The organism is Pseudomonas salmasensis (assembly GCF_014268375.2).
In the GTDB taxonomy this organism is placed as follows: domain Bacteria; phylum Pseudomonadota; class Gammaproteobacteria; order Pseudomonadales; family Pseudomonadaceae; genus Aquipseudomonas; species Aquipseudomonas salmasensis.
Map to the genome: position 1 here is coordinate 761,682 of NZ_CP077083.1, position 22,680 is coordinate 784,361.

The 22,680-nt window shown below is 60.5% G+C and carries 19 protein-coding genes; 12 read left to right on the forward strand and 7 right to left on the reverse strand.

Features of this window, described 5'->3' with window-relative positions; translation table 11 throughout:
• Nucleotides 1-40: 40 nt before the first annotated feature.
• From HU731_RS03155 to HU731_RS03165, 3 genes are all read left to right on the forward strand, one after another.
• Entirely contained in the window at nucleotides 41-682 is a 642-nt protein-coding gene (locus tag HU731_RS03155; protein ID WP_069558968.1) for a DUF1345 domain-containing protein, read from the forward strand.
• A 72-nt stretch (nucleotides 683-754) separates the two neighbouring features.
• The gene (locus tag HU731_RS03160; RefSeq protein WP_186609289.1) at nucleotides 755-1,609 is read left to right on the forward strand and encodes an AraC family transcriptional regulator; all 855 of its coding nucleotides are present in this window, start codon (nucleotides 755-757) and stop codon (nucleotides 1,607-1,609) included.
• Between the two features lie 39 nt (nucleotides 1,610-1,648).
• Nucleotides 1,649-2,242 (forward strand): LysE family translocator, encoded by a 594-nt coding sequence (locus HU731_RS03165; RefSeq protein ID WP_186609328.1) that lies wholly within the window; start codon nucleotides 1,649-1,651, stop codon nucleotides 2,240-2,242.
• Nucleotides 2,243-2,293: 51 nt separating this feature from the next.
• On the opposite strand, the gene HU731_RS03170 is transcribed toward HU731_RS03165, so the two are convergent.
• The 3 genes from HU731_RS03170 to HU731_RS03180 form a co-directional block, all read right to left on the reverse strand.
• Nucleotides 2,294-4,567, reverse strand: a complete 2,274-nt coding sequence (locus HU731_RS03170; RefSeq protein WP_186609290.1) for an autotransporter outer membrane beta-barrel domain-containing protein — start codon at nucleotides 4,565-4,567, stop codon at nucleotides 2,294-2,296.
• Nucleotides 4,568-4,781: 214 nt separating this feature from the next.
• Nucleotides 4,782-6,827, reverse strand: a complete 2,046-nt coding sequence (locus tag HU731_RS03175; RefSeq protein ID WP_186609291.1) for a hypothetical protein — start codon at nucleotides 6,825-6,827, stop codon at nucleotides 4,782-4,784.
• A 103-nt stretch (nucleotides 6,828-6,930) separates the two neighbouring features.
• On the reverse strand, nucleotides 6,931-8,931 hold the full coding sequence (locus HU731_RS03180) for a hypothetical protein (RefSeq protein WP_186609292.1): 2,001 nt from the start codon (nucleotides 8,929-8,931) through the stop codon (nucleotides 6,931-6,933).
• A gap of 226 nt (nucleotides 8,932-9,157) precedes the next feature.
• Here HU731_RS03180 and HU731_RS03185 point away from each other — a divergent pair, with 226 nt between their 5' ends.
• The 5 genes from HU731_RS03185 to HU731_RS03205 all read left to right on the forward strand — a co-directional run bounded on the left by HU731_RS03185 (nucleotide 9,158) and on the right by HU731_RS03205 (nucleotide 14,355).
• Nucleotides 9,158-10,204 (forward strand): LacI family DNA-binding transcriptional regulator, encoded by a 1,047-nt coding sequence (locus tag HU731_RS03185; protein WP_186609293.1) that lies wholly within the window; start codon nucleotides 9,158-9,160, stop codon nucleotides 10,202-10,204.
• Nucleotides 10,205-10,326: 122 nt separating this feature from the next.
• The gene (locus tag HU731_RS03190; RefSeq protein ID WP_186609295.1) at nucleotides 10,327-11,109 is read left to right on the forward strand and encodes a sugar phosphate isomerase/epimerase family protein; all 783 of its coding nucleotides are present in this window, start codon (nucleotides 10,327-10,329) and stop codon (nucleotides 11,107-11,109) included.
• The gene (locus HU731_RS03195) at nucleotides 11,102-12,043 is read left to right on the forward strand and encodes a sugar kinase (protein ID WP_186609297.1); all 942 of its coding nucleotides are present in this window, start codon (nucleotides 11,102-11,104) and stop codon (nucleotides 12,041-12,043) included. Before HU731_RS03190 ends, HU731_RS03195 begins: the two co-directional genes overlap by 8 nt.
• Nucleotides 12,044-12,088: 45 nt before the next feature.
• A complete protein-coding gene (locus tag HU731_RS03200; protein ID WP_186609299.1) occupies nucleotides 12,089-13,381 on the forward strand; it encodes an MFS transporter in 1,293 nt (430 codons plus the stop codon).
• Nucleotides 13,378-14,355, forward strand: coding sequence for an NAD(P)-dependent oxidoreductase (locus tag HU731_RS03205; protein WP_186609301.1), 978 nt, complete (start codon nucleotides 13,378-13,380; stop codon nucleotides 14,353-14,355). The genes HU731_RS03200 and HU731_RS03205 overlap by 4 nt, the downstream gene beginning before the upstream one ends.
• 132 nt (nucleotides 14,356-14,487) lie before the next feature.
• Here HU731_RS03205 and HU731_RS03210 read toward each other — a convergent pair whose 3' ends face one another.
• The gene (locus HU731_RS03210; RefSeq protein ID WP_437180728.1) at nucleotides 14,488-16,248 is read right to left on the reverse strand and encodes a methyl-accepting chemotaxis protein; all 1,761 of its coding nucleotides are present in this window, start codon (nucleotides 16,246-16,248) and stop codon (nucleotides 14,488-14,490) included.
• A gap of 98 nt (nucleotides 16,249-16,346) precedes the next feature.
• On the opposite strand from HU731_RS03210, the gene HU731_RS03215 reads away from it, so the two are divergent.
• Both HU731_RS03215 and HU731_RS03220 read left to right on the forward strand, forming a co-directional pair.
• A complete protein-coding gene (locus tag HU731_RS03215) occupies nucleotides 16,347-17,777 on the forward strand; it encodes a nucleobase:cation symporter-2 family protein (RefSeq protein WP_186609305.1) in 1,431 nt (476 codons plus the stop codon).
• Nucleotides 17,778-17,789: 12 nt separating this feature from the next.
• A complete protein-coding gene (locus HU731_RS03220; protein WP_186609307.1) occupies nucleotides 17,790-18,251 on the forward strand; it encodes an LEA/WHy family protein in 462 nt (153 codons plus the stop codon).
• Nucleotides 18,252-18,818: 567 nt separating this feature from the next.
• Here the strand turns inward: HU731_RS03220 and HU731_RS03225 are convergent.
• Complete coding sequence (locus tag HU731_RS03225; RefSeq protein ID WP_186609308.1) at nucleotides 18,819-19,745, reverse strand: carbon-nitrogen hydrolase family protein; 927 nt, start codon at nucleotides 19,743-19,745, stop codon at nucleotides 18,819-18,821.
• Between the two features lie 91 nt (nucleotides 19,746-19,836).
• On the opposite strand from HU731_RS03225, the gene HU731_RS03230 reads away from it, so the two are divergent.
• Nucleotides 19,837-20,757, forward strand: a complete 921-nt coding sequence (locus HU731_RS03230) for a LysR family transcriptional regulator (RefSeq protein WP_186609310.1) — start codon at nucleotides 19,837-19,839, stop codon at nucleotides 20,755-20,757.
• On the opposite strand, the gene HU731_RS03235 is transcribed toward HU731_RS03230, so the two are convergent.
• Nucleotides 20,729-20,983, reverse strand: a complete 255-nt coding sequence (locus HU731_RS03235) for a hypothetical protein (RefSeq protein ID WP_110624909.1) — start codon at nucleotides 20,981-20,983, stop codon at nucleotides 20,729-20,731. The two genes, HU731_RS03230 and HU731_RS03235, sit on opposite strands and share 29 nt — an antisense overlap.
• A gap of 163 nt (nucleotides 20,984-21,146) precedes the next feature.
• Here HU731_RS03235 and HU731_RS03240 point away from each other — a divergent pair, with 163 nt between their 5' ends.
• Entirely contained in the window at nucleotides 21,147-21,467 is a 321-nt protein-coding gene (locus tag HU731_RS03240) for an ElaB/YgaM/YqjD family protein (RefSeq protein ID WP_003190903.1), read from the forward strand.
• A gap of 32 nt (nucleotides 21,468-21,499) precedes the next feature.
• On the opposite strand, the gene HU731_RS03245 is transcribed toward HU731_RS03240, so the two are convergent.
• Nucleotides 21,500-22,537, reverse strand: a complete 1,038-nt coding sequence (locus HU731_RS03245) for an Ldh family oxidoreductase (protein ID WP_186609312.1) — start codon at nucleotides 22,535-22,537, stop codon at nucleotides 21,500-21,502.
• Nucleotides 22,538-22,680: the final 143 nt, after the last annotated feature.

Genomic DNA, 22,680 nt, shown 5'->3' on the forward strand with positions numbered 1-22,680 from the left:
ATAAGCTATGGTGCTCACACATAGTTATCTGTGAGCCACCATGCCCTTCCTCGCCCGCACCCACCCTCGCCTCTCATCCGCCGCCGTACTGGGCCTGGCCGTCGGCCTCCTGGTGCCGGCCGACACCCTCGCCAGCAAAATCCTCATCGGCTGGAACGCCGGAGTCTGGACCTACCTTGTTTTGATGCTGTGGCTGACCATTCGCGCCAAGGCCGAGGACGTCAAGCGCATCGCCGAGGTCGAAGATGAAAACGCCGGCCTGGTGCTGTTCATGGTGTGCATCGCCGCCATCGCCAGCCTGGCCACCATCACCTTCGAACTGGTGGGCAGCAAGGACCTGGCCCCTTCCGAGCGCTTGCTGCACTACGGCTTTACCGGGCTGACGGTGATCGGCTCCTGGCTGCTGATCGGGGTGATTTTCAGCGTGCACTACGCCAGGCTCTATTACACCTGGCCAGGCAAGGAACCCGCCTTGCGTTTTGCCGAAGGCTTGCTCACCCCCAACTACTGGGATTTCCTGTATTTCTCCTTCACCATCGGCGTGGCCGTACAAACCTCGGATGTGGGGGTCGCCACCCGTGGCCTGCGCAAGGTGGTGCTGGGGCAGTCGTTGATCGGTTTTTTGTTCAACACGGCCATTCTGGGCTTTTCGATCAACATCGCCGCCGGGTTGTTTGGCTAGACTGCACAAACCTTCTAGACGCCCCTCCCGGCGTCGCCGCTAATAGCCCTTCACTTTTAGCCTCGGTGTTGTATGCCTGCGCACAATTGGATCGACCTGTCCCAGGACGCCGACACCGGCATCGAGACCCTGCGCGCGCATTTTGAAGGCCATGCGTATGACCCCCATTGGCACGACAGCTACCTGGTGGGCGTGACCGAACAAGGCGTGCAGCAATTCAACTGTCGGCGCATGCGCCATGACAGCGTGCCGGGGCAGGTGTTCCTGCTGGAGCCTGGGGAACTCCACGACGGCAATGCCCCGACGGTCGACGGCTTCACTTACCGCATGCTCTACCTCGACCCGCACTGGCTGGAGCGAGAAATCTGCAGTGTCTTCGAGGAAGCACCCGCCCATCATCAACTGAGTTTCGCCAGCACCCTGGCCAGCGATCCGCGCCTGGCCCTGGCCACCAGCCATGCATTCCAGAGTTTGCATCACGGCGAACTGCGGATCGTGCGGCAAAGTGCGCTGGACCACTTGCTGGAACACCTCACCGGCCAGCTCTACTGGCGCATGCGCTACCGCGATGACCCGCGCTTGCCGCAGGTGGCGCACAAGGCGCGGGAATACTTGCACGCCCATCTGCATCAGGACGTGGGCATGGATGAACTCGCGCAGGCCTGCGGCGTCGACCGCTTTCGCCTGAGCCGCGCCTTCAAGAGCGCCTTCGGCCTGCCACCCCACGCTTATCTGGTGCAACTGCGCCTGGCACGGGCCCGGTATTTATTGGCCAAGGGCGACCAACCGGCAGACGTGGCGATGGCCCTGGGTTTCGCTGACCAAAGTCATTTGGGCCGCTGGTTCATGCGTGCTTATGGGCTGACACCGGCCGCGTACCGCAAGCGCTGCACAAATCTTCCAGACCGGTCACGCGCAGGCTTGTGAAGATGGACTCCCTTGATGCGTTCACTGGAGTCCCCCACCATGCTGTCCACCTTCGTGCCTTTCATGCTGTTCGCCTTTGTCGCCTCCATCACCCCCGGCCCGACCAATATCCTGGTGCTCAGCAACAGTGCCCGTTACGGTTTCAAGGCTGCGCTGCCAATCATTATGGGGGCTTGCGTGGGGGCATCGGGGATTGTGCTGCTGGTGGGTTGCGGTGTGGGTCAGTCATTAGTGCAACTGCCCAACGTGCAAACGGCGATGCAGTGGGCCGGTGTGGCTTGGCTGAGTTACCTGGCCTGGCAGATCTTCAGGGCGCCAGCCCAGGCCATCAATGCCGATGACGCGCATAAACCCTTGGGCCTGTTGGGCGCCGCGGCCCTGCAATTGATCAACCCCAAAACCTGGATGATGGCGCTGGCGGTGGTCAGTGTGTTCGCTGGCCAGGGTGGGCAGCGCCAGGTGGTGTATCTGTCCCTGGTGTTTTTCCTGATCGCCTTGCCCTGCCTCGGCGCCTGGGCCGTATTGGGTGCCGGGTCGAGCCGGCTCTTGCACGCACCCAGGGCCATACAAGCCTTCAACCGAATCATGGCCTTGCTGCTGTTGGGCTCAGCCTGGCTGAGTGTGCTGATCTGAAGGCAAAAAAAGGGGAAGCTAACGCTTCCCCTGTTCAGGTGGATGAATGAATTAAAAGTCGTAACGCACGCCGAAGTTGACACCCCATGGCTGGTCGACGGTTTTACCACGTGTATGCTCCAGATCCGCATGCAGCTTGACGTTCTGAGTCACCGACATCGCCACCCCACCGGCCATTTCGATGCGCGAACCGAACACATCGTTATTGAAGCGCTCGCCGTTAACCGTGACCTTGTTGTTGTGGTTGAACTCATGGGCCAACGCCGTACGCAAGTACGGTTGCAACACACCACCGCTGTCCAGTTGGATACTCTTGCCCACCGTGACGCCCGCCTTGCCCACGACCGACGCCGAACGGTCACCTTTAGCGTGCAGGCCATTGTCCAAATCGTAGCTCTGGGCCTGGGTGATCGCCGCGTTGAGTTGCCCGTAGGGTTCAACGAAGTAACCGTCATCGAGCTTGATATGCCGACCGACTTCCACCGAAGCCCCCACGGCGTTCTGGGTGTAGTTGCCCTTGGCTTTCTTGCCGTCGCTCATGCTCACGTTGACTTCGTTGTGCAAGCGGTTGAGCTTGACCACACCGTCGAAATACAGGCCGCTCTCGTCATTGAGCCAAGTGGCATAACCGCCCACGTAGTAGCTGTCGACCGTACCGCCACCGGAGCGGTTGAGGTCGATATCGGAGGTGCTGTGACCGGCCATCACACCCGCCACCCACTGCCCATCGCCACCGTACAGCGGGGTGTCGATACCCAAGGTAAAGCCGCGCTGGTTCTGCGTGTAGCCGCCACCATCCTGATTGCCGCTGACCTCGTACTTGTTGCCGTAGCCACGCATCCAGAAACCTTCGTTGTTGCCTTGGCTGAAGCGCAACTCACCCATACGGGTACGCAACAAGGTCATCTCGCCGTACAACACCGTGGGCGAGGTGTTGAACAACGCCATCACCGCTTTGGTGCTGTTGCTGGTGCCACGACGGTTAGGGTCCAGGTACCAGTCGGTGTCTTCCTGCTTGAGCCCGTAACTGTAGGCACCTGCGTCAACCGTTCCGCCGACCAGGGCGAACTGTGCATCACCGCCCTCGGTGCTCACCACGCGAATCGGCTCGGCCGTTGCCAGCTCCGACCCCGTGGCCGCCAGCAACAGGCTGTGGTTACCTTCGGCGATGCCATTAACGGCCAGCAAGTCGGTCTGGCCGCTGCCAAAATCCGTGTGCATGACGAACGTGCCATCGCCCGACAGGCTGTCGACATCCAACCGGTAGAACTCATTAGGCCCACCAAAATGCACGCTGCCGCCCGCCATTTTCAGGTCGCCGACTTCGCTGTCGCCCACCAGTGCCCAGTGGGAGGCGTTGTTCACGCTTAACTCGGCCACGTTTTTCAGCTGGCCGGTCAACCACGAGCCGTTGTTGAGCTGCAACTTGGCGGTGCTGCCCTCCTCGACCACGACGTCACCGAACAAGGTACTGCCGTCGACATTCATGTTGGCGAAGGAGCCGCCGGTAACTTCGAGGATGTTGCCGTTGCCGCCCTTGAGGGTGGAGCCGTTGACCACCTGAATGTCAGCGTTGGTCGTGCCGTATGCATCTCCCTCCACCAGCAGTGCCGCGCCGTTGCGGCCTTCAACATGCGAGCCGTCCAATACCAAGGTGCTGCTATTGAAGTCAGCACTTTCATAACTCAGGCGCACACCATTTTCGCCGCCGGTGATAGTACTGCCGACAGCATTGGCAGAACCGCCCCATAACAGCACACCGATGCCGTCTTCATCGGTGGCAATAACATCCGAACCAAAGATATTCAGTTCGCTGAATGCCGTGGCCCGTGCACCGGTGGTAGAGCCCTGGATGACACTGTCGAATACAGCGGCCGTGGAGCCATCCTCGGTGAGAAAATTACGCGCCGCCGAGAGGCCGACACCGTTGTTATTGATGACAGTACTGCCCCTGATGAGCGCTTGGCTCCCCACCAGGTTAATGGCGACGCCCGCTGAGCCTCTGGCTTCTACCGTGGCGTTGTTCAGGTAGATTTGCGCACCTTGGCTGGCGTAAATATCTTGGGCCTTGGTCCCGGCATTGAGCGTCAGCGTGCCTGCGGTGACGCGCGACTGCCGCAACTGGGCAGCATTGGCGGTCAAATGCGCGCCCTGGCCAATGACCCAGTCGTCGATCCGAGACCCCGACTCGATCGTGCGCTCCATGCCAGGATGGAGAGTGGAGGTGGCGTGGGTGACTGAGGCCCCCAGCAGCAGCAGGCCGACCGCCGGCACTTGGAGCGCCAGGGCCAGAGGGTGTTTTTTGAACCTTGCGTTAATCGACATTGCATGTATACCCGTAAAGAACCTTCCCGAAAGGGAACGAATTGACCGGCACCAAGCGAGACAGGCCCAGGTCATGACGGGGCGCAGATTATTAAGAGATGGGTGAATAGGTATGTAGGATTTATCTGTGGTTGATCAGTGAACTTCCCACTGATTTCGTACGTTTTCATGAAAAAGAGGAGCCTAGCTCCTCTTTTTTTGGTTCAGCCAAGGCCTATATTCCGCTGGGCCAGGGCGTATTGTCACAGTAGACCGGGCCGGGTCGAACACCACCGACCAGCAAGATGGCCTCTGCGGAAGTGACGGGGGTAGGCAGCCCGATGACCGGCACGGTATAGGTGATATTGACCGAGCCCATATCTACCGCTGCCTCATTGATGGGTTTCACGTAAGTTGCATAAGGCCCGACAGTGACATGGAAACCGACCCGCGTATCTTCAAAAGTCAATGGAAGGGAAGGGAACGATCTGGTCGCGCTGGGAATAGGTACGGCGCCATCATTGTCGCTGCATCCGGTCCAGTTCACTAAAACGATCATTCCCTCTCTCAGTAGATCGTGAGGCGGAACAAAAACATGCACCTCGCGGTTCGGCCCTTGCAGCGTACTGCACCAGATCTCCGCAGGTACACCAGCCGCTGCATCTTTGACCCTGGGGGGAGCGAATGAAATCACGTTGGCGTTGACGTTTATATCCTGAATGGGTGAGGACGTGCGGTTGTGGGTTGTGCTCAGCGCGATCTCATAACGCAGTGGGATGAGGTTATTGGAATGTTTCTGGATGAACGGCCATGGAACCTCCATATGGACTTCATCACCGGGCATGGCAGTTGTGTTATCCACCGATTTTCGATCGACCACCTCGTTCTGATAGTACAGTACGACGTCGAACGGATCTGCCGAGGGCAGCGGTGTGGCGCTCCACAACGTGACAACCACATCGGCGCTCTGCTGGTCATCATCTTTATCCAACTCATTGACCTTCCCTGATCCACGACCGGTCAGTACCGGCAACGGCAGGTTAGGGTTAGTGGGTTCAGGGTCCCAGGGATTGGTCGGGCCACCCACCTCCAGTTCGATTTCGATATTGGTGGGCGTTGGCACCCAATAAAACGTCCCACCCCTGACTACCGCATACTCGACCCTCAGGTTGATGGGCCCGTTGCTCGTGCCGTACAAGGCAAGGCAGGTTGGGAAATCCACGGCAAAATTGAACGGCAATGGGGAACTGCCCAGCGGGTATGGCCCTACGTCCCGACTGCCATGGAGGGTAGTGAGCCGCACAACCAATTGGTCAAGCGTGCGGTCGGCGTCATAATTGGGAATGATCACGAACATCCCACTGGAGGCTGCAGCATCGGCGCGGTCAAACAAGCGATCACCCACACCCGTCAGCGAGAGGGCATCCCTCACACCCGGCGAGGTAAGCGTCGGAGCCGGCTTGAGCGCCACATTGACTGGCAGCTCGAACGATTCGCTACTGATATTGCCAGCCACATCCACCAAACGGTACACAAGAGGCCTTGGACCATCCGCAGCATCGGCCATGGCCTGGGTGAAGAGGGCCTCCCTATTGGGGAACACCGGGCCCTCATTGATCACCTCCAGTGACTGACCGTAATACAACCGCCATCTGTCCCCAGGATGTGCCCCCTCCGCGTCGTAAGCCGGGATGCCAAAGGGTACGACGCCAGCATTGGCATCCAACAGCGCCTGGGTAATGCTGCCAGTCCATCCAGGCGGTAGCGTCAAACGGCGAGGCCCATCAGGAATGCTGTCGTAGGGCGCGTCGCGGTCGATGACCAGTGGAGCCTCGAACGAGTCAGAAGGATTGCCGCGGTGCGTAACCGTGTAACTGACCGTATGGTCGCCATCTGTCAAGCTACGCCGCCGGATTGTGACCGGATAAGTGCCCGGAGCAGGTTCCGTAAAAAAAATCGGTTCACTGCTGACAAGCTGACCATCCAAAAAATGATCCAACGTATCAAGTTGATTAGGATTATTGGACCTAGGGGTCCAGACCGGGATATTCACGATCAGCTCAGCTTTATCCGCCTCCTCCCTCGATATCAGCCCCGGATAAGCTACAGGGTCAATGAGCCCGGAGATTTGAGGGGGAGGTAACACCGGAACAAATGCCCGTGCGCCCGTTGTTTTGGTGATGGGTTTAGCGTTTGTTTTCTTCATCAGGTTTATCTCCGCGTACAGGTTTGTGTTTTTAAGTTTCAACGCCCCAACTAACTTCCGATAAAAAATTTCCACTCACTTCATACCTCGATGACAACCACACGCACGCTGCTTGTAAAACTGCTGATCCACCGTCAAGCCGCCGTGTCATCCAAGCTGGTTCAAGTTCACAACTAACTTACTGAGTGCCGCTACTTTGGTCCGCCCCTTCCCCCGCACAGCCCTCTTGCACATCATCACAAAATCCGAAATCTCCAGGCTGACAGGGACGCCCCGAACCCGAACTTATCCGATCAATCCGGACTCGCCCGATCTGGGAGTGTGCGATCAACGCGCCGCCGCGCCGGACGAAGTATTCAGCGGTTGCCGACGCGTAATTACGCATCGGTTCAATTTTTGTTTCCCACGGCCAAACCCTGACCGACTGGCCGCCCGGCACATAATTCACGGTGATGGAAAAGTCCGTGTCATCGATGGGCCCCTCCCAGTTATTCTCTAAATAACCTTGCCAAAAAAACTCGATCTCATCGCCGGGATTAAATCGGAAGTCATCGCGTATAAACCAATAAACACCGTGACAAATGGCAGGCGTTGATTCACAGGTGAGGTACTTGGCTGGGCCGTGCAAAGTGTGCTCTATCAAGGGCGCATCAAAACGAACTAATGGCGCGGCATGAACATTAACGTGTGTATTATCAGATTGCTGTTCATTCACGCCGTTACTGGTGGTGTAGTAGACCGGTAAATCTATATAGTTCCCGCCATCGACAATCACACTGCCGGGCACGTCCGTGAATTGCACCGGCAGATCAAACGTATCCCCAGGCTGAACGGTATAGTGGGCGACCGGCCCGACGCCGTTCCAATACAACTCCAGCAACTGGCCAGGCACTGGGTTCTGGTAAAGGCGCACCCACACTTCAGCCCCGGCAGTCGCATCGCGAAAATCGAGTTCGTTGTGCAACCCAGAGCCCTTGCCAAACACGTCCACCCGCCCCAGCGTCGGGTTAAGCAATGCAGGCGCATTGGCGTGGTCTTGCCCGGCGACGGTTAAATCAACCCAGAAAAAACTCGACGGTGAAGGCACAGGAGGGCGGCCGACACGATGGATTTCGTAACGCACCTCCACCTCGATGAGCGCCAGAGGACCTGGGCCGCGCAAGATATTCCAAGGTATGGGGACCTCAGCCGGGAACCCCGTGATGGTTTGTCCAGGTAGCACAGGACGTCCGTCCCAAATCATCACAACGCTGTCGCCCGGCGCAAAATTATCGTATTCACTCGGAACCCGCGCCGTGACGACCGCTCGTGCGTCGTCACGTTTGATCAGGGAGTCGATGTAGGCAGGAGGACGAATATCGGGCCGTGGCAGGTTACTCGGGGTGGCGATGAGCAGGACCTGAAAATCCATCGGCGCGCTATAGCCGGAAAAGTTGCCAGCGCGATCGTACAGACGGTATTGCAGGTAGGCCATGCCATTATTCAGGCCGCGAAAATGCTCTGCGGGTATCCTCAGAATCAAGGGGTCGGTAACCAATGCAAACGCCTGGCTACCCGTCTGAATGGGAGGAAATGGCGGAATATTATTGCTCAGGTAATACCCGACTCGGTCCAGACCGGCACGACCGATATAGGCGGGCACTTGCACTTCGATGAACGGGTTGGCGGCCAACACGGCCTCGGTAATACCGGAAACCTCAATTGCCGGGTCAACGAAGCGCGCCTTGTCATCCGGGTCCTGAAACCTTGGGGGATTGTTGTCCACCGTCAACGTCCAGGGAAACGATGGAACCGGAGCTCCTCCTCCATCGTCCACCGTATAGAACGCCTCCACCACTGCGTCGGTTTCCCGCATGTAATCGACGGGGACGTACAAGGGGTAAGGAAAAAGCGCCGGGTCGAGTGGGCCGGTAAATGTCTGCACGTCAGCCAGAACCTCCACACCGCGCACACGCCACCACAACGTAAGGGTATGGGTCCTGCCAATTCCCGGGCCAGGCACCCATTGCGGAACGCGACACTCCAAAGGCATCAACGATACCGGCAGCGGAATCAACCCCTCCGGGTCCGTCGGGTCAACCCCAACGACCTCATCAAAAACGGGCAATACCCTGGCCTCACCGCCGGAGCCAGCCAGTACGTGGAAATTGCGTGCAGAGGCCTTTTCTGAACGGGTCATGCGGAGTTCCTTCTGGTGATGCCTGGTCAGAATTAAGCACTCAATAGCCCGCCTCGCCTACTGTCAGAACTAACAGGTACCCCTAGCCATTCATCGGTTAATTAACGGGCGCACGCTGGGCATGCTCGTAATCGGCGCTTGACTAGGACGGCTGTCCTGGTGTCTTCTGAAACCGGTTTCAGTTACATGCCGTTGCCAACCACACCAATAAGAAAGGCCCGCTACCGTGACTTCATTCTCTGCCGCCCAGCGCAGCCGCGTGACCATGCTCGACGTCGCCGAGCGCGCCGGTGTGTCCAAGGCCAGCGTGTCGCGCTTTATCGGCGATGACCGCGCCCTGCTCTCCGATGCCATCGCCCTGCGCATCGAACAGGCCATCGACGAACTCGGTTATCGCCCCAACCAGATGGCCCGTGGCCTCAAGCGTGGGCGTACGCGCCTGATCGGCATGCTGGTCGCGGATATCCGCAACCCCTACTCCATTGCCGTGATGCACGGCGTCGAAACCGCGTGCCGCCAGCACGGCTACAGCCTGGTGGTGTGCAACACCGACCGCGATGACGAACAGGAGCGCCAACACCTGGCGGCGTTGCGCTCGTACAACATCGAAGGCTTGATCGTGAACACCCTGGGCCATCACCTCGACCAACTGCTGGAACTGCAACGGGAAATGCCCCTGGTGCTGGTGGACCGCAAGGTCGAGCCCTTGCACAGCGACCTGGTGGGCCTGGATAACCCGGCGGCGGTGCGTATGGCGATGGACCACCTGGAGCTGCAGGGCTACCGCGAGGTGCTGCTGGTGAGCGAGACCACCGACGGCACCAGTTCGCGCTTGGAACGCCTGGAGAGTTTCACCACCGAGATTGCCCAGCGCCAGGCGTTGACCGGTGCCGTGGTTGAGCTGGATGGCGAACTGGAACACCGTCTGCAAGCCTTTCTCGCCAAACCCGGCCCCAAGGCACTGTTTTGCGCCAACGGCGTGGCGGCGCTGGCCTGCACCCGTGCGCTCAAGGCCCTGGGCTGCGACCTGTTCGGCGAGGTGGGCCTGATCGCCCTGGATGACCTGGACTGGTACCCGCTGGTGGGTAACGGCATCACCGCCCTCGCCCAACCGACGCAAGCGATTGGCGCCAGCGCTTTTGACTGTTTGCTCAAGCGCCTGCGCGGCGACACCGCACCCACCCACACCCTGGATTTTTTACCCGAGCTGATTATCCGTGGCTCGACCGCTTTATCCCTTTGTAGGAGCGAGCTTGCTCGCGAAAGTCGTTAACAATAACGCGCAGCATCAGGTTGAGCGCGGCGCCCTCGAGTTTTTCGCGAGCAAGCTCGCTCCTACAAGGGTTGTGCGTTTTTTTTCAGAAAAAATGAAACCGGTTTCAGAGGTAAACAACAATGCATAAATACCCCGTCTCCATCAGCCTTTCCAGCTACGGCGCCGACCTGGTTCGCCAGCAGGGCCAATTGAGTTTTGTCGCGCTGCTGCGTGCCGCCGGTGCCCAGCGCATTGAATGGCGTGAAGAACTGCTCACCACCGAGCAACCGGCCGAGTTGGCCCTGGCCGCTGCAGAACAAGGCCTGGAATCTGTCTTTTCCTCGCCCTTGGAGCTGTGGGTCGCCGGCCGTGCCCAGCCCAATGCCGAGCTGGCCGCTACCCTGGACCGCGCCCAGGCCTTTGGTTCGGGCTGGTTGAAAGTGTCCCTCGGTTACTTCACCGACACCAACGATCTGGAAAGCCTGCACGCCCTGCTCAACCGCCACCCGGTCAAGCTGCTGGTGGAAAACGACCAGACCCTGCACGGCGGGCGCATCGAGCCGATGCAACGGTTTTTCACCGAAGTCGAACGCCTGGGCCTGCCGGTGAAAATGACCTTCGATATCGGTAACTGGCAGTGGCAAGACCAATCCGCGCTCACCGCTGCGCGGTTGCTGGGCCGGCATGTGGACTACCTGCACTGCAAGGCCGTGGCCCGCCGCGCCGATGGCAAGCTGGTGGCCTTGCCGCCGGGCGCCACCGACCTGCATCTGTGGGAACAACTGCTCAAACACATGACTCAAGGTATTACCCGGGCGGTGGAATTTCCATTGCAAGGCGATGACCTGATCGAGGTCACCGCACAACAGGTCGCAGCCCTTGCCCGCCTTGGCCAACCCCATGTGGAGAACGCCCATGTCTGAGATCGATATCCTCTCGTTTGGCGAAACCATGGCGATGTTTGTCGCCGAACAGACCGGCGACCTGGCCCAGGTCGGACAGTTTCACAAACGTATTGCCGGCGCCGACAGCAACGTCGCCATCGGCCTGTCGCGCCTGGGGTTCAACGTGGCGTGGCTGAGCCGCGTGGGTAACGATTCCCTCGGGCGTTTTGTCGTCGATACCCTGACTAAAGAAGGGCTCGATTGCCGCCATGTGGCCGTCGATCCACTGCACCCCACCGGCTTTCAACTCAAGTCCCGTGAAGAGGCAGGCGCAGACCCTCAAGTGGAGTATTTTCGCAAAGGCTCGGCGGCCAGCCACTTGTGCATCGATGCCATCCACCCGACGCTGCTGCAAGCCCGCCATCTGCATGCCACCGGCATTCCGCCGGCGTTATCCGACGCCACCCGCGCACTGTCGTTCGAGCTGATGACGCAAATGCGCAAGGCCGGGCGCAGCGTGTCGTTCGACCCGAACCTGCGCCCGTCCCTGTGGGCCAGCCAGGCGCAGATGATCCGCGAAATCAACGCGTTGGCCGCTCTGGCCGACTGGGTGTTGCCGGGCCTGGGCGAAGGTCGCCTGCTCACCGGGTTCGACGACCCGCAAGACATCGCCGCGTTCTATCTCGACCAGGGCGCCGAAGCCGTGGCAATCAAGCTCGGCGCCGAGGGCGCCTATTACCGCACCCATATGGACCAGGGTTTTGTCGCCGCCGTACCGGTGGCCAACGTGGTGGATACCGTGGGTGCCGGCGATGGCTTTGCCGTGGGCATGATCAGCGCCCTGCTGGAAAACTCAAGCTTTCCCGAGGCCGTACAGCGCGGCAACTGGATCGGCAGCCGCGCCGTGCAGAGCCGTGGCGATATGGAGGGCTTGCCGACCCGCGCTGAATTACCCACCCGATCCGTTGCGTGACCCATTACCTGTTGCCACAACTACAACAAGCTCAGGAGCAACCTCATGGAAACCGTGAAACTCGCCACCCGCCGTTGGTGGTACATCATGCCTATCGTGTTTATCACCTACAGCCTGGCCTACCTGGACCGCGCCAACTACGGCTTCGCCGCCGCGTCTGGCATGGCCGAAGACCTGATGATCACGCCGGGCATGTCTTCGCTGCTCGGCGCGCTGTTTTTCCTTGGCTACTTTTTCTTCCAGGTGCCGGGGGCGATCTATGCGCAAAAGCGCAGCGTCAAGAAACTGATCTTCGTCAGCCTGATCCTCTGGGGCGGCTTGGCCACGCTGACTGGCGTGGTGTCCAACGCCTACATGCTGATCATCATTCGCTTCATGCTCGGGGTGGTCGAGGCCGCCGTGATGCCGGCCATGCTGGTGTACCTGTGCCACTGGTTCACCCGTGCCGAACGCTCGCGGGCCAACACCTTCCTGATCCTCGGCAACCCGGTGACCATGCTGTGGATGTCGGTGGTGTCGGGCTACCTGGTGCAGCATTTCAGCTGGCGCTGGATGTTCATCATCGAGGGCCTGCCGGCGGTGTTGTGGGCGTTTATCTGGTGGAAGCTGGCCGATGAGCGTCCCAAGGATGCCAAGTGGCTGAGCGACGCCGAAAAGCACAGCCTGGAAACCGCCCTGGCCGCCGAACAGGTGGGGATCAAGGCCGTGAAGAACTACGCCGAGGCGTTCCGTTCGCCCAAGGTGATCATTCTCGCCCTGCAGTTCTTTTGCTGGAGCATTGGCGTGTACGGCTTCGTGCTGTGGCTGCCATCGATCCTCAAGGCCGGCTTGCAGATGGACATGGTCGAAGCCGGCTGGCTCTCGGCGCTGCCTTACCTGGCGGCGGTGATCGGCATGCTCGTGGTCTCCTGGGGTTCGGACAAGCTGCAAAAACGTAAGCGTTTCGTCTGGCCGCCGCTGTTGATTGCGTCGATTGCCTTCTACGCGTCCTACGTGTTGGGCGCCGAACACTTCTGGTGGTCCTACACCTTACTGGTGATCGCCGGGGCGTGCATGTACGCACCCTACGGCCCGTTTTTCGCCATTGTCCCGGAAATTCTGCCGGCCAACGTCGCCGGTGGCGCCATGGCGCTGATCAATAGCATGGGCGCGCTGGGCTCGTTCGGCGGCTCGTACCTGGTGGGTTACCTCAACAGCAGCACCGGCTCGCCCGGCGCTTCGTACCTGCTGATGAGCGGCGCGCTGCTGCTTTCCGTGGTGCTGACGATTTTCCTCAAGCCCGGCGCCAGTGACCGCTCGCCGGCGCCAACCCTGGAGTTGAAGGTAAAAACCTCATGAAAAAATCTGTCGTGTTGTACAAAAAACTCTCCGCGCCGCTCATGGCTCGCCTGCACGAACAGGTCGAGGTCACGCTGATTGACGCACTGGATGAAACCGGCCTGGCCAAGCTGCGCGATGCCTTGCCTACCGCCCAGGGCCTGCTGGGGGCAAGCCTGCGCCTGGACGCCCGGTTGCTCGACCTGGCGCCCCAACTGGAAGCCGTGGCCAGCGTCTCGGTGGGCGTCGACAATTACGATATCGACTACCTGACCGAGCGCGGCATCCTGCTCAGCAACACTCCGGATGTGCTTACCGAAACCACCGCCGACACCGGTTTTGCACTGATCCTGGCCACCGCCCGGCGCGTGGTCGAACTGGCCGACATGGTGCGCGCCGGCCAATGGAACAAAAACATCGGCCCGGCGCATTTTGGCAGCGATGTCCATGGCAAGACCCTGGGTATCATCGGCATGGGCCGCATCGGCGAAGCCCTGGCACAGCGTGGGCATTTTGGCTTCGGTATGCCGGTGATCTACCACAGCCACTCGCCCAAGCCGGCGGTTGAGGCACGCTTTGGCGCGCAGTACCGCAGCTTGCAGGGCTTGCTCAAAGAGGCGGATTTTGTCTGCCTGACACTACCGTTGACGGCTGAAACCGAGAAGTTGATTGGCGCCGAGGAATTCGCGCTGATGGGGCCAGAGACGATTTTTATCAATATCTCGCGAGGCAAGGTGGTGGATGAAGCGGCGCTGGTGCAAGCGTTGCAGCAACGCACTATCCGCGCGGCGGGGTTGGATGTGTTTGAGAAGGAGCCGCTGGATCATGCGTCGCCGTTGTTGCGGTTGAACAATGTGGTAGCCACGCCGCATATTGGCTCGGCCACTCATGAGACGCGGGAGGCGATGGCCAAGTGTGCGGTGGATAATCTGCTGCAGGCGTTATCCGGTGAACGGCCGCAGAACCTGGTTAACCCAGTCGCCTGGAAACACTGATTCCTGACACAACACAGAACCCATGTGGGAGCGGGCTTGCTCGCGAATACAGTGGATCAGTCAAAAAACTTATCGACTGACACTGCGCATTCGCGAGCAAGCCCGCTCCCACATTTTTTACCTCATTTCAGGTCAGACGACGAACCTGGCCACCATTCCATTCAAGTCCACCGCCAGCCTCGACAGTTCATGGCTGGCTGCGCTGGTCTGGTTGGCGCCCGCCGCCGACTGGGTGGCCAGGTCGCGGATGTTGACCAGGTTGCGGTCCACCTCGCGGGAGACCTGGGCCTGTTCTTCCGAAGCGCTGGCGATCACCAGGTTGCGTTCGTTGATCAAGCTGATGGACGCCGTGATCTGCTCCAGTGAGGCGCCGGCAGCACGTGCCATTTCCAGGGTGGTCTGGCTGCGCTGGTTGCTTTGTTGCATGGACTGCACCGCCTCACCGGTGCCGTTCTGGATGCCGGCGACCATTTTCTCGATTTCCTGGGTCGACTGCGCAGTGCGATGGGCCAGGGCGCGCACTTCATCGGCGACCACCGCAAAGCCACGTCCGGCCTCGCCGGCACGGGCGGCTTCAATCGCCGCGTTAAGCGCCAGCAGGTTGGTTTGCTCGGCAATCGCGCGGATCACATCCAGCACCTTGCCGATATCCCGGCCCTGCGCGGCCAGGCCCTCGATCATCGCGGAGGTATTCTGCACGTCCTGGGTCATGGTCTGGATCGCGCCGACGGTTTCCATCACCCGATCCCGGCCTTCCCGCGCTGCCTGGTTGGACTGCCCGGACGCCTCGGAGGTGGAAACCGCGTTACGCGCCACCTCCTCCACTGCCGCCGTCATCTCATTGACGGCCGTGGCGGCCTGGTCGATTTCATTGTTCTGCTGTTGCAGGCCACGGGACGCTTCCTCGGTGACCGCGCTCAACTCTTCTGCGGCCGAGGCAAGCTGCGTGGCCGAGCCGGCGATATGCTGGATGGTCTGGCGCAAGCTGGCTTGCATGGTCGACAGCGCACTGAGCAACCGTGCCGGTTCGTCCTTGCCATCGTCTTCGATGGTTTTGCTCAGGTTGCCGGCGGCAATGGTTTCAGCCACTTCCACAGCCTTGCGCAACGGGGTCACGATGCTGCGGGTCAGCAACCAGGCCAGCAGCACGGTGAGCAATGCCGCCACCACGGACACCGCCACCACACCGGTGATCGCGCCCTCGAAGCTTTGCCCGGCATCCGCGTCGGCCTGCTTGGCGTCGGCCGCATTGATGGCGATCAGCTTATTCAGTTGCTCGCCCATCTGGTCAGTGCCTTCCTTGATACGGCTGTTGATCAGGGCGCGCATCTCATCGACCTTGCCCTGCCTGGACAACGCCAACATCTCGGCCTGGGCCTTGAGGTAGTTGTCGAGGGTGACGCCAAAGGTCTTGTATAGCGCAGCCTCCTCCGGGCCCGCAGGCAGCGTGGCGTACTTGGCTTGGGCGGTCTTGACCTTGTCAGCCAGCACGCCGATGCGGGTCTCGGCTTCCTGCAGGGCGGCAGGCTCGCGGTTGACCAGCACGCGAAACGACAGGATGCGCATGCGCAGCACGTTTTCGGTGATGGTGCCCAGGTGAGTCATGCTGGGCAGTTGGTTGGCGCTCATGTCCTGGGAGGATTGGCGCATTTGCGTCATACGGTTGACCGCAAACACGCCCAGCAGCACCACCAGAACCGCAATGAAGGCAAAACCGATAAACGCGCGAGGGGCAATATTCAGGTGACGGAGGGACATAGGGCTGCTCTCAGAAGTAGTGTTTGCGAGCGTCCTTGCCGCGAAACGATCCGTCAGCGTCAACGCGCTGCCCAGACCTTGGTCACCACTGTTGTCGTTGTAGTGTGGGCCTATGCTTGATATCGGCTGGGCCATGGCTTTAGCGCAGGGTCTTTATAAATATTTTTTTACACTTCAGGCGCCTGGCACTTTCTGGCATCCTGCGCCTCCATTTTCTGACCCGAGCCATCATTTTGTCTGACGCTCAAGCCCCCCGCCCGCGCTATAAATCCGACCTCATGTACGGCCTCGAAGACCGCCCGCACTTCACCGCCGCGATTTTTGCCGCGTTGCAGCATGTGTTAGCGAGTTTTGTCGGCATCATCACGCCCACCCTGATCGTCGGCGGCGTGCTGGGGCTGGAAAGCGAAGTGCCGTACCTGGTAAGCATGGCGCTGTTTGTCTCGGGGCTTGGCACCTTTGTGCAGGCGCGCACCTTCGGGCCGGTGGGTTCGGGGCTGTTGTGCCTGCAAGGCACCAGCTTTTCGTTTATCAGCGTGATTTTGAGCGCTGGCTTCATGGTCAAGGCCCGGGGCGGCGGCACCGATGAGATCCTCTCGACGATCTTTGGCATCTGCTTTTTCGCGGCGTTTATCGAAGTGGTGCTCAGCCAGTTCATCGGCAAACTGCGCAAACTGATCACCCCGGTGGTGACCGGCACCATCATCACCTTGATGGGTTTGTCGTTGATCAAGGTGGCGGTCACCGACATGGCTGGCGGCTATGGCGCCAGCGACCTGGGCGCGGCGGGCAACATGGGCCTGGCGGCGTTGGTGCTGCTGACCATCGTGGTACTCAACCGCTTCAACAACCCGTTCCTGCGCCTGGGGTCGATCGTGATCGGCTTGACCCTGGGCTTTGTAGTCGCGTGGCTGCTGGGCCGCGTCGACATGGCCGCCCTGCCCCAGGTGCCGCTGATCAGCGTGCCCGTGCCGTTCAAGTACGGTTTCTCGTTCGACTGGGTGGCGTTTATCCCGGTGGCGGTGATCTTCCTGATTTCCCCCCTGGAAGCGGCCGGTGACCTGACCGCCAACTCGATGATTTCCCAGCAACCGGTCAAGGGCCCGCTGTATATCAAGCGTATCAAGTCCGGCCTGCTGGCCGACGGCCTCAACTCCGCAATGGCTGCCACCTTCAACAGCCTGCCGATGGTGACCTTCGCCCAGAACAACGGCGTGATCCAACTGACCGGCGTGGCCAGCCGCTACGTGGCCTACTTCATTGCTGGCCTGCTGGTGCTGCTGGGGTTGTTTCCGATGATCGGCGCGGTGTTGCAACTGATGCCCAAGCCAGTACTCGGCGGCGCGACCCTGATCATGTTCGGCACCGTGGCCGTGGCCGGCATCAAGATCCTAGCCGAAGCCGGCCTGCATCGGCGCAATGTGCTGATCGTGGCGATTTCCCTAGGCATGGGCCTGGGCGTCGCCGCCGTGCCGGAAGTGCTGCGCGAGCTGCCCAAGGCGCTGCACAACATCTTCGAATCACCGATCACCGTGGGCGCATTCTGTGCAATCGTGCTGAACATTTTCCTGCCCGAAGAGTTCATAGAGCTGGAAGAAGATGAATTCGAGCCGGAGTCCTCTACCCTCAAGGTCATGCAGGACCCGGACGTCACCCCAAAGTAGGAGCATTTCTCTATGCGCAAGCTCATGGTTCTATCGCTGTTACTGCTGACCTTGAGCGCCTGCGCACTGTTCCCCAACCGTGACCCGGTGAACATCAATGTAGTGGGCATCGAGCCGCTGCAAAGCCAGGACCTGGAAGTGCGCTTTGGCGTGAAGCTGCGGGTGCAGAACCCCAATGAAACGGCAATCGACTACAACGGCGTGGCCCTGGACCTGGAGGTCAATGGCCGGCCACTCGCTTCTGGCGTCAGCGATCAGGCTGGCAGCATCCCACGCTTTTCTGAAACCGTGCTGATGGTGCCCGTCAGCGTTTCAGCGTTTTCGGTGTTGCGCCAGACCCTGGGCCTGAGCCAGACCCAAAGCCTGAATAACCTGCCCTACGTGCTGCGCGGCAAATTGGCGGGTGGCCTGTTTGGCACCATGCGTTTTGTGGAACGCGGCACCTTGGACTTGCCTAACACCGCCACTTGGTAAGTGGCTGAAAACCAAATCCCCCGAACAGTCAAGATCAAATGTAGGAGCTGGCTTGCCTGCGATGGCCATAGGTATCTACACAACTTTGTAGCCTGTAGCAGCCGACGGTAACTACGATGCGAAGCGAGCCGCTCTTGCTCTTGATCTGCTTGTGATCTTGATCTTAAGCGCCCCGTCAAACCACGCTGGCCGGAATTCGACAGGGATTTGGGGGGTAAACCGGCAGGGATGCCGGTTTAGCCGCCCCGCGCCATGGATGGCGCGTGGCGGCGGCCCCCCGAATCACTGGCGGATTACGGGCACACCGAGCCTAGGCGAGGTGCCGAGTGGTGGGGCAAGAGCGCTTTGGTTACTTTCGCGCTTTTCGAAAGTGACCCGCCGTTGGGGCGGAACCCTAAGTAGCCGTTACCGCAGGAATGGATATGTACACAATCCAACTGTGTTGACTGCTAGGCCGCCTTCGCGAGCAAGCCCGCTCCCACAGTTGGATCGTGGGGTGTCAGGTAGACAGATGTCGGCTGTCAGGCCGCCATCGCAGGCAAGCCAGCTCCCACAGGTTGATTGGGTTTAGTCAGTGATATAGCGGACGCCTGGCTTGGCGCGCTCGTCCACCACCAATTCAAAAATATCCGGCCGGGCGTAATGCCCCACTACGTCATAGTCGTAGCGGGCCCGAACCAACTGATCAGTATCGATCTGCGCCGTCAACAACCCCGCCTCGCCCACCAACGGCCCGGCCAAAATGTCGCCCATGGGCCCGACGATCACGCTGCCGCCGGCAATCAACGGACGGTCCACCGGCCAATTAGCAACCTCCACACCCAAGGCTTCAGGCGATGCCTGCACCTGGCAGGCGCTGACCACAAAGCAACGCCCTTCATGGGCAATATGGCGCATGCTCACCTGCCACATTTCTCGTTCATCCACGGTGGGCGCACACCACACCTGAACGCCCTTAGCGTACATCGCGGTGCGCAGCAACGGCATCATGTTTTCCCAGCACACCGCGCCGCCGACACGCCCCACCGCAGTGTCGATCACCGGCAGGGTCGAGCCGTCACCCTTGCCCCAGATCAGCCGCTCGGTGCCAGTCGGCATCAGTTTGCGGTGCTTGGCCACCAGGCCGCCCGAGGGTTCGAAATACAACACGGTGCAATACAGCGTGCTGCCACTGCGTTCGATCACGCCCAGCACCAGGCTGGCACCGGTACGCGCCGATAAGCCGGCCAGCGCCTCGGTCTCTGGCCCCGGAACGTCGATGGCATTGGCAAAATACCGCGCAAAGGCTTCCCGGCCCTCGGGCAGGCGATAACCCAATTGGGTGCCAAAGCTTTCGCCCTTGGGATAGCCACCCAGCAACGCCTCGGGCATGACCACCAAGTGCGCGCCACTGCCCTGGATTTGTTCCTCATAGGCCAGGATCTGCGCCAGGGTGTCAGCCTTGCCGCCAGGCAAGGCGCCGATTTGCAGGGCTGCGACAGTCGATACAGGCATCAGGCTCACTCCGATAGATAGGGGTTGCCCATTCTCCGGCCAGACTCGATCATGAATAAAGCCCACCTCAGTGCTAAATGATATGAGCCAAATGAATATCGCCCAGGTTGACCTGAACCTGCTCAAAACCTTCGAAGCCCTGCATGACGAGTCCAGTGCCAGCCGTGCGGCGCTGCGCCTGGGCGTCACGCAGTCGGCGATCAGCGCGGGCTTGCGGCGCTTGCGTGAGCTGTATGGCGACCCTTTGTTCGTGCGCACCGGCCGCGGCCTGGCACCGACATTGCGGGCCAACCAGTTGAAACCGGTAATCAGCGAGGCATTGGATCGCTGCCGCCAGAGCCTGGCGATGATCAGCCCGCAAAACCTGCACTACGAGGGGCGCTCGGTGGTGCTGGGGCTGTCGGATGACTTCGAGATTGCCTATGGCCGAAGACTGATGGAGGCCATCGCAGTGCGCCTGCCCAAGCTACGGGTGATCTTTCGCCAGACCTACAGCCAGATCGTCGCCACTGCCCTGCTCGACCGCACGCTGGACCTGGCCATTACCGCCGGCGGTTTTACCGAGCGCAGGCTGAGCCGGCAGGTGCTGGGAGAAGGTGACTACCGTTGCCTGGTAGACCCGCACAGCCTGGCGCCAGGCCAGGAGGCCATCGACCTGCAGGGGTTTGTCACACGCGAGCATGTATTGGTGTCGTCAGGCGGGTTTATCGGCATTACCGATGAAGGCTTGGCGGCGCAAGGGCTGCGCCGCCACGTGTGCGCGTCCACCAGCCACTTTGCCGCGCTGCCGTATCTGCTCAAAGGCAGCAGCGCAGTGGCAACCATTCCCGGGCATGCGGCCCACGCCATTGCGCAAATGACCGGCCTGCGCGTGCTGCCCTGCCCGCTGGCGCTGCCGCACTACCCGGTGGAGTTGGGCTGGCGCACCCAGGCTCAGTTGGACCCGCTGTTGCTCAAGGTGCGCGAAGCGATTGTGGCGTGCTTTACTTCGCTGCAGCCATCAGCTTGTTGACTTCACTGCGCACCATGCTGGAAAACTCCGGCGGCGACATGCCGTCGAGTTCGGCACGCACCCATTCGGCCCACTTGCCCTTGCGCTTGGCGCGCTCACCGAACAAGCGTGCGGCTTCGCCCTTGGCCTTGCCCAGGTTGGTTTGCCACAGGTCGTAGAGGCGCGACTTTTCATCTTCCAGCTCGGCGCGTTCGGCGAGGGTCTTGTTGGCGAGATTGAAGCTCATGTTGAATTACCTGCTGCACAAATAGGTGACATCTTACACTGAGGCCCAACGTTCCCGATCCGGATTTTGCCTCGGATGAGTACGTGGGGAAAAAAACTGCAACTTTTGCCACCCCCCGATACTCCATTGTTCACTGCCACATCCACCTGCAAGGAGTCACTCAATGGCCCGCAAAACCGCCGCCCAAGCTGTCGAAGAGCAAATCAAGGACCAAGCGTTCAGCGAACTGAGCGCGTTGATCGAAGAGTCGGACAAACTGCTCAAAAGCAGCGCATCCCTGGTGGGCGAGGAAGGTGAAACCCTGCGCGAGCAGGTTGCCATCAAACTCAAGCAAGCCCTGGAATCGGTGTCCAACGTGCGTGAACGCAGCAAGCCGGTTGTGGATGCCACCGAGACTTACATCGGTGGGCACCCATGGCAGACCGTGGCCATTTCCGCTGGCTTTGGCCTGGTGGTCGGCCTGTTGCTGGGTCGCCGTAACTGACCCATTCAGGCTGCGCACCCGCGCAGCCTGTTTCACCCCGCCGCCAACGCCCTCAACTCGCGCAACGCCTGCGCATCCAGCTCTATCCCGGTTTCCTGCGACTTCGCCCGCGTACGATGGCGTCGATCCCCCGGCAATCGCCGCAGCCCCGCCGCATGCATCTGCCGCACCAGCTCCTGGCTGCGCTGGGCGAAGCTTTGCCCTGCGGTTTTACTTGGGTCGATCACGATCAACAACTGGCCTGTCCAGGGCGTACGCGCGCCTGGGTGGTCCGTCCAATCGAATTCGAACGAGAAGTTGCCACCCGTCAGTGCTGCCGCCAGCAACTCGACCATCATCGACAGTGCCGAGCCCTTGTGCCCGCCAAACGGCAACAACGCGCCGCCTTCCAGAATGGCTTTAGGGTCCTGGGTCGGCTGACCGAGGCTATCGACGCCCATGCCGGCCGGCAGGCGCTCGCCTTTACGCGCGGCGATCTGCACGTCGCCATGGGCGATGGCGCTGGTGGCCAGGTCGAACACAATCGGCGCACCGTCGGCCCGTGGCGCTGCAAACGCGATGGGGTTGGTGCCGAACAACGGGCGATCCGCGCCGTGGGGCACCACACAGGTCATGCTGTTGACCACGCTGAGTGCCACCAGCCCCTCCTCGGCAAACGGCTCGACGTCCGGCCACAGCGCAGCAAAGTGATGGGAGTTATGGATCGCCAGCAACGCGATGCCGGCGCTGCGTGCCTTCTCCACCAGCAACGGGCGCGCCGCTGCCAGGGCCGGTTGGGCAAACCCATTGCCGGCGTCGACGCGCACACAGCCTGAGGCCACATCGGTCACGTTGGGGACGGCGTTGCCGTTGACCCAGCCACTGGCCAGCGTCGACAGGTAACCGGGGATGCGAAAAATACCGTGGCTATGGGCACCGTCACGCTCGGCACTGGCGCAGTTGTGCGCAAGTATCGCCGCAACCTGCGGCGACGTGCCGTGCCTGACGAAGACCTGTTGAAGCAATTCCACCAACTCAGCGAAGCGTATCGAGGCACAAGCCGTGGCGACTGTCGGAGACTGCGCAGACATTTGAAGCTCCGTTTTTTATGATTGGAAGGGGCAACGAATGGGAGATCCAGACCCTCGATTAAACACCACGCACGCTCTGCGTTGTCAACGTGCGCAGCGCTGAATATTTACCGCCTTGTAGCGCGAGCGCCTGCCTACCCTGT

What these genes read in the sequence shown, in the direction of transcription:
- HU731_RS03210 (WP_437180728.1), bottom strand. Translation starts at nt 16,248, where the DNA reads ATGGCCCAGCCGATATCAAGCATAGGCCCACACTACAACGACAACAGT.
- HU731_RS03240 (WP_003190903.1), top strand. Translation starts at nt 21,147, where the DNA reads ATGGCCCGCAAAACCGCCGCCCAAGCTGTCGAAGAGCAAATCAAGGAC.
- HU731_RS03230 (WP_186609310.1), top strand. Translation starts at nt 19,837, where the DNA reads ATGAATATCGCCCAGGTTGACCTGAACCTGCTCAAAACCTTCGAAGCC.
- HU731_RS03225 (WP_186609308.1), bottom strand. Translation starts at nt 19,745, where the DNA reads ATGCCTGTATCGACTGTCGCAGCCCTGCAAATCGGCGCCTTGCCTGGC.
- HU731_RS03205 (WP_186609301.1), top strand. Translation starts at nt 13,378, where the DNA reads ATGAAAAAATCTGTCGTGTTGTACAAAAAACTCTCCGCGCCGCTCATG.
- HU731_RS03190 (WP_186609295.1), top strand. Translation starts at nt 10,327, where the DNA reads ATGCATAAATACCCCGTCTCCATCAGCCTTTCCAGCTACGGCGCCGAC.
- HU731_RS03180 (WP_186609292.1), bottom strand. Translation starts at nt 8,931, where the DNA reads ATGACCCGTTCAGAAAAGGCCTCTGCACGCAATTTCCACGTACTGGCT.
- HU731_RS03155 (WP_069558968.1), top strand. Translation starts at nt 41, where the DNA reads ATGCCCTTCCTCGCCCGCACCCACCCTCGCCTCTCATCCGCCGCCGTA.
- HU731_RS03200 (WP_186609299.1), top strand. Translation starts at nt 12,089, where the DNA reads ATGGAAACCGTGAAACTCGCCACCCGCCGTTGGTGGTACATCATGCCT.
- HU731_RS03165 (WP_186609328.1), top strand. Translation starts at nt 1,649, where the DNA reads ATGCTGTCCACCTTCGTGCCTTTCATGCTGTTCGCCTTTGTCGCCTCC.
- HU731_RS03160 (WP_186609289.1), top strand. Translation starts at nt 755, where the DNA reads ATGCCTGCGCACAATTGGATCGACCTGTCCCAGGACGCCGACACCGGC.
- HU731_RS03170 (WP_186609290.1), bottom strand. Translation starts at nt 4,567, where the DNA reads ATGTCGATTAACGCAAGGTTCAAAAAACACCCTCTGGCCCTGGCGCTC.
- HU731_RS03245 (WP_186609312.1), bottom strand. Translation starts at nt 22,537, where the DNA reads ATGTCTGCGCAGTCTCCGACAGTCGCCACGGCTTGTGCCTCGATACGC.
- HU731_RS03220 (WP_186609307.1), top strand. Translation starts at nt 17,790, where the DNA reads ATGCGCAAGCTCATGGTTCTATCGCTGTTACTGCTGACCTTGAGCGCC.
- HU731_RS03235 (WP_110624909.1), bottom strand. Translation starts at nt 20,983, where the DNA reads ATGAGCTTCAATCTCGCCAACAAGACCCTCGCCGAACGCGCCGAGCTG.
- HU731_RS03195 (WP_186609297.1), top strand. Translation starts at nt 11,102, where the DNA reads ATGTCTGAGATCGATATCCTCTCGTTTGGCGAAACCATGGCGATGTTT.